Source organism: Sphingomonas bacterium, from assembly GCF_903643065.1.
Lineage (GTDB): Bacteria > Pseudomonadota > Alphaproteobacteria > Sphingomonadales > Sphingomonadaceae > Sphingomonas.
In genome coordinates, this window is the sequence record NZ_CAHJWX010000158.1 from 1 (window position 1) to 5,723 (window position 5,723).

Genomic DNA, 5,723 nt, shown 5'->3' on the forward strand with positions numbered 1-5,723 from the left:
CCAGAATGGCGGCGTAAACCAACGGGGTTATAGCTTAGCTCAGCCGCCAAACTGTCCAAGAAGGCGGGACCACCTCACCTCATATCGATTCCCTGGCGAAGTAGGGCAGTCTAATCGGCTGCCCGATGGGTTGCCAGCAGCTCGGCGCGACGCGCGGTCGGACACGGTTGATCGTCGGCGGGTCATAATCGGCGCCTCGAGTCCCGCTTCTCAACGCCAGTCGGGATGGCCTCGCCCATCTCAATCGTCATGCTTGAGCTGACACATCAACGCTGCTGCTTCAAGCTTAGCGGGCAGCTACCGGCGCATGACATGTCTCCTAGTAGACTGAGTAGCTGGAAGAAGGCTTCTAGAGCTTTCAACTGGTGCGACAGTATCACGGCTACACGCCTTGCCAACTTAAGCGACTTTTAACCATTCGCGTCAGCTATTAAGTTGCAGTGGCCTTGTAAGTTGCCGACGCGGAGACACAGGATTCCCGCTTCGGGGTGCGGACTTGGACCAGTATTTCAGCCAGCACGTCACGGCGCCAGCAAGCCTGGACGACTTGGAAGCACACATCTTGGCGGAAATCGAGACGGTTCAAGCGTCGCACGTTTCTCGCTTACAACGACGATCGATGTTGTTAAGCGGAACCTGTTCGCCCGCCTGCTCGGCCGATCTGGGCTTGGTGCGGGATGTTCCGACGATGCCGCCAGGCCAAAGGTCGTTCGAGACCATCCTGCGCCGACTAGAGCAGCTGATCATGCCGGACCAATATGCCGCTGCTCGCGAGGCTTACATTTCCGAACTGAATCTTGATGATCTGAACGACACGGTTGAACAGTTGCAGAAACTCAATGCGTCACTGCCTGAAGCAGTGACGGCGCTTCTCGAGCTTCGGATTGGCCGTGCTTATGAATTGATAGTGGCGGATCCAGCTTGGCGGCAGCGGCGGATCGACGTTCGCTCACTGCTGGTCGCCATGAGCAAGATCCGCGTGGCCTACTGGCTCCGAACTTTGGCGATGGGCTGCGCGGCGTGGCTTCATCGGCCGTTCGGTTGGGACCCGTTGGATAACGCCGATCGTCCTGGCATAGTTCGCTATGGGCCTGTTTATAAACGCGTGCACCTCGAAAAACGTCGCCTCCAGGCCGTCGTTCAATCGTTCGAGTCCAGAGCGCAGGATATTCCTTGGTCAGAGGTCATCAAGCAGCCACCCGTCGGCTGGATGGACTGCAGTGCTGACGCAGGATCGGATTGGGAAACGATCGCCCACCGCGCCGTAGTGCAGCTTCATCTATGGCACCGCGCCCATGGCGATGACCTTGAGGCGGTCGTTACAAGTAAAGTGAAAATGATCGCCAACTGGCTGGAAGACTCCTCCAATAAGCTGGCTGAAAAGGCGCCCACATCTAAAACTTGGAACGTCAGGGTCGCAAACCTGAGCGGCGCGTCAACGTTGGTAGTTCTCTATCATGCCGCGCGCTACGCCATCGCCTGGACCAACGAGGGTGGCACTAATCGAAGGGACAGGTCCCCTTCGGGCGACGGGAGTGGCATCGACGAACTGATTGATTGGCGGATGACCTCCAAGTTGATGGACGACTACCCACTTCCCAAGCTGGAAAAGGACCGCGGGGTAGCGGTTGGACGCACCTTTACCCTGCTGCGCTACGCCATTGTTGACGATGAGAACATGCTTAGTGGTCGTTTTCAGAAGGCGACGCTGGCAGACGGAAGTGTCACTCACATCAGATCGCAAGCGGACGCCGAGAAAACACATGGCCGCAGACACACTTTCGACGAACTCTGGGGCGCACTCCCTGGCGCTGCATCGATCCCAAATGAGATCAGTCGCGCAGCGAACGTTCGCAAGGTGAAGTCACCGGCCGACATGGAACCGCCGATGGCACTGGCCATGGACCGCGTTCTTGACGACTTCATGGCCGGTGTAACAGCCAGCTGAGTTCAGCTAAGTCCCCACGATTGGGGTAGCCCACATAAGCGTGCGCCGCCGCGCGGGCATCTTGCCCGCATGATCAAAACGCACACCATCGCCGACCAGCTCCGCACGCAGGCAAGTCTCCTGTACGCGTTCGCCTTGCAAGCCGATCCGGTCCTGGAGCACCGGGCCGCCGAACTCGAGAAACTCATTCACGACGCTCAGGCGCGCGAGCACCGCCGGGCGGCGTTCAATGCGCGGGATGCGAGCTGCTATCGCCTGGGCTCGGCATTCGAGCCGACCGGCGGGCTCGACCTCGACCCGGTCGCGGTCGCTGGCCTGATGGCGCTCGGCGCGACCGGGCTCCTGCTGCTGGTCCGCGTGGCGCTCGCGTCGCCCGACGCCAGCCTCGCCGAGCATCTCCGCGCCTTGTTCCGCTCGCGCGCCGGACGCGCCATTCGAGCCTGGGGCGTGTGGTCGCGCTGGCATTGGCTGCGCGCACTTTACTTGCACCAGACCGAGGTCTTCCTGAACTCGCCTTCCGGACGAGACCCGAAAGCGCGGTGGCGCGCCAAACCGCCGACCGCGGAACAGACCTACCTGGTCACCCAGATTTCGTTGGATCTGCAGCTTCAGCCCCGCAGCTTCGCGACCCGGGGTGAGGCGTTCGACTGGATCCAGGCGGCCGGTGGGAACCCGCGGTTCCGGACCGAGGCCGGCAAACCCGACCTCTCCGAGGTTGCGGAGCTGCTCGCGTGACCCCGCTCGACCGCTTCGCAGCAGATCTCGCCAAACTGGCGCGTTCGGCGGCGCGGCTGAAGACGCTCGAGCGCCGTCATCGCGTTCTGGAAACTGGTTTCGCGCGGCTCGAAAAGGAGGCGGCGCGCGAGCATTTTCTCGGCCGGGCTGCGCCCGCATACATAGGCCGGCTCGCGCGCCTCGACCGTTGGATGACCCGCGGCGAAGCCGAGGCGCTCGCCCTGATCGGAATCGTGGTGCCGCTGCTCGCGACGGGTCCGGCCCGTGGCTAGCCTGCCCCGTGAAAGCGAGCTCGCTGCAGCGGAACCGATGGCGGGCCGAACGACGCATTCGTCCACCCGACAGGTCAGGACTGACCTGCCGTGGCAGATCGCACCGCTGGCCGACGAAGCCGACCTGGTTCACCAACATCTGAAAGGTGTTTTGGCGGACCTGTTCGGCGAAACGATATGACGGACGGCTCACGCTGGAACCCGAGCGTTGGTCCAGCGCTCACCAAGTGGCCGTCGTGGACAGGCCTGGAGGAGGAACGATGAAAGGCAAGCTCCGCGCCTATGGCTATGTGCGCGTCAGCGTCGATGAGGAGGCTGGCAACAACGCGAGCATTGCCGCACAGGCCGCCGCAATCCGCGACTATGCCGAGCGCGAAGGTCTGGAGCTGGTCGAGGTGTTCGAAGATCTCGATGTCTCGGGCCGCAAGCTCTCTCGCAAGCAGTTCGACCGCATGATGGGCATGGCGACCTCGCCCGAGCGGCCGGTGCAGGTAATCCTGGTCTATGCGCTATCCCGGTTCGCGCGCCGCCTGCTGACCCAGGTCACGAGCGAACACCGACTGGCCGAGGCGCAGGTCCATCTCGTGTCGCTGACCGAGAACTTCGCGCAGGATGCAACCGGCAGGATGATGCGCAGCGTCGTCGCGATCATGAACGAGAAGTATGCGGCTGACGCTTCCCTGTTTACCCGGCGGGACCGCCGCGGCAATGCGCGTAAAGGATACTTCAACGGTGGCCCGGTGCCGTTCGGCTACGAGGCGCGCACCGTTGCGGTTGACGGCAAGAAGGAGCGCCGCAAGCTGTTCCTGGTCGAAGAGGAGGCTGCGGTAGTGCGGCTCATCTTCGATCTCGCGCTACGCGGGCTCGACGGTCAGCCGATGGGAACACGTAAAATCGCCGAGCACCTCAACGCGAACGGCTACTCGTTGCGCGGGCGCCCGTTCCACAACAGTAACGTCGATGGTATCCTCACTCGCGATCACTATGCGGGCGCCTATCTGGATCGCACCGCTGACGACCAGGGCGTAACACCTTCCGAGCAGGACGCAATCACGGTGCCATGCCCCCAGATCATCGCGCCCGAGTTGATCGCCCAGGTCGCCGCCCGACGCGCAAAGGCTGCACCGCGGGTCACCCCCCCGCGGGTTACCAACTCGCCGGTGCTGCTCACCGGACTAGCGCACTGCGGCAGCGACGGGTGCCGATCTGGGCTGACTATCCGCACTGGCAAGGGAGGCCAGTACGGCTACTACACCTGCAACGCCAAGGCGACCGCAGGCGCGGCGCGCTGCGATGGCAAGCCGATCCGCCAGGACGCGCTCGATGCCATCGTGCTCGATACGCTGCTGGAGCGGGTGCTCGAGCCCGAGCGGCTGAAGCTGCTGCTCGCTCAGGTGCTGGAGCGTTCTGACGCGGCCGACCAGCGCCGCCGGTCGGACCTCGACCGGGTCCGGCGCGAGAAGGTCACCGCCGAGACCCGGCTTGGCCGCCTCTACGGGCTGATCGAGGAAGGGCTCGCCAGCGCACGGGACTCGCTGTTCGCCGAGCGGTTGGCCGAGCACCGGAACGCGATCGCCCGGCTCGGGGCGAGCGAGCGCAGCCTCTCGGGGCAGCTCGCTGCCGGGAAGCGCCGGATCGACGAGGCGACGGTGGAGCGGTTCGGCACCATGCTTCGCGACCGGCTCACTATCGGCGATGCCGCGCTGCGCCGGAACTATGTGCGCCTGTTCGTGTCCGACATCACCGTCTCAAACGCGGAGATCACCATCGCGGGCACCCGTGCCGCCCTTGAGGCGGCGGTCTCGCACGGCGAGCGCCCCGGCACACCAACGGTGCCCAGTTTTGACCGGGAGTGGTGCCGCCTACAGGACTCGAACCTGTGACCCCCGCATTACGAATGCGATGCTCTACCAGCTGAGCTAAGGCGGCGCGGTCCGTTGGACCTGCTGGACGAGACCTACCTAGCCCGGCCGCCCGGGCGTGGCAAGCGGCGACGATTTACGGAGCGTTTACTACGGCCGGTGCATGGCTCGTCCTGGCGAGTGGCGAAGGATGGCGGACCGTGGGAGCGATGGACGTTGACGGGTGGCAGGCCGCCCGCGCCGAGACGGAGGCGGGCGGCGGCGACGACCAGCTGCTCGACATCGGTGGTGACGAGCGGCGCATGCACGTGCGCGCGTACAATCACTGGGTGTCGCTGTTGAAGGGGCGGCCCTATCCGTCGATCGAGAATCTCGATCCCGCGTCGATCGCCGATTTCGGCCAGAACTCGGTGCTGCTCGATTTCACGGCCGGGCTGGACGACCCGCGCGTCTCCTTTCTGGGGCGCGCGCTGCGCGAGGAATGCGGGCTGGCGGGCGGCATCGCGCGGATCAGCGAGGTGCCGGGCCGTTCGCTGCTGTCGCGGCTGACCGACCATTACCTGCAGATCATCGCCAACCGCGCCCCGATCGGCTTCGAGGCGGAGTTCGTGGGCCAGCGTGGGCGGCCGACGCTGTACCGGGGCATCCTGATGCCCTTCTCGTCGGATGGCGAGCAGATCGACTTCATCTATGGCGTGATCAACTGGAAGGAGCTGGTCGACGCGGTGACGCAGGACGCGCTCGCCGCCGAGCTCGCCGCCGCCATGCCGCCCGGCGCCGCCGCACCGGTCTGGGCCGATGGCCCGGGCGCCGACACCGCCGGCCCGGATGGGCGCGATCCGGCTAGCCTCGATCATCGCCTCGCGATCGCGCGGGAGAGTGCCGCCGCCGTGCGCGCCGCCGACA

The 5,723-nt window shown here is 64.7% G+C and carries 6 protein-coding genes and 1 tRNA gene; 6 read left to right on the forward strand and 1 reads right to left on the reverse strand.

What is annotated here, in order from left to right; all coding sequences use genetic code 11:
• Nucleotides 1-496 precede the first annotated feature (496 nt).
• From HUU95_RS06985 to HUU95_RS07005, 5 genes are all read left to right on the forward strand, one after another.
• Nucleotides 497-1,948 (forward strand): hypothetical protein, encoded by a 1,452-nt coding sequence (locus HUU95_RS06985; protein WP_174279457.1) that lies wholly within the window; start codon nt 497-499, stop codon nt 1,946-1,948.
• Nucleotides 1,949-2,017: 69 nt separating this feature from the next.
• The gene (locus tag HUU95_RS06990) at nt 2,018-2,683 is read left to right on the forward strand and encodes a hypothetical protein (protein ID WP_174279458.1); all 666 of its coding nucleotides are present in this window, start codon (nt 2,018-2,020) and stop codon (nt 2,681-2,683) included.
• A complete protein-coding gene (locus HUU95_RS06995; protein ID WP_174279459.1) occupies nt 2,680-2,955 on the forward strand; it encodes a hypothetical protein in 276 nt (91 codons plus the stop codon). The genes HUU95_RS06990 and HUU95_RS06995 overlap by 4 nt, the downstream gene beginning before the upstream one ends.
• The gene (locus HUU95_RS07000; protein WP_174279460.1) at nt 2,948-3,136 is read left to right on the forward strand and encodes a hypothetical protein; all 189 of its coding nucleotides are present in this window, start codon (nt 2,948-2,950) and stop codon (nt 3,134-3,136) included. Before HUU95_RS06995 ends, HUU95_RS07000 begins: the two co-directional genes overlap by 8 nt.
• Before the next feature lie 79 nt (nt 3,137-3,215).
• Nucleotides 3,216-4,838, forward strand: a complete 1,623-nt coding sequence (locus HUU95_RS07005) for a recombinase family protein (protein WP_174279461.1) — start codon at nt 3,216-3,218, stop codon at nt 4,836-4,838.
• Here HUU95_RS07005 and HUU95_RS07010 read toward each other — a convergent pair.
• Nucleotides 4,809-4,884 (reverse strand) — tRNA-Thr (locus tag HUU95_RS07010). The two genes, HUU95_RS07005 and HUU95_RS07010, sit on opposite strands and share 30 nt — an antisense overlap.
• A gap of 142 nt (nt 4,885-5,026) precedes the next feature.
• On the opposite strand from HUU95_RS07010, the gene HUU95_RS07015 reads away from it, so the two are divergent.
• On the forward strand, nt 5,027-5,723 hold a 697-nt coding region (locus tag HUU95_RS07015; protein ID WP_438827201.1), incomplete at its 3' end, for a PAS domain-containing protein.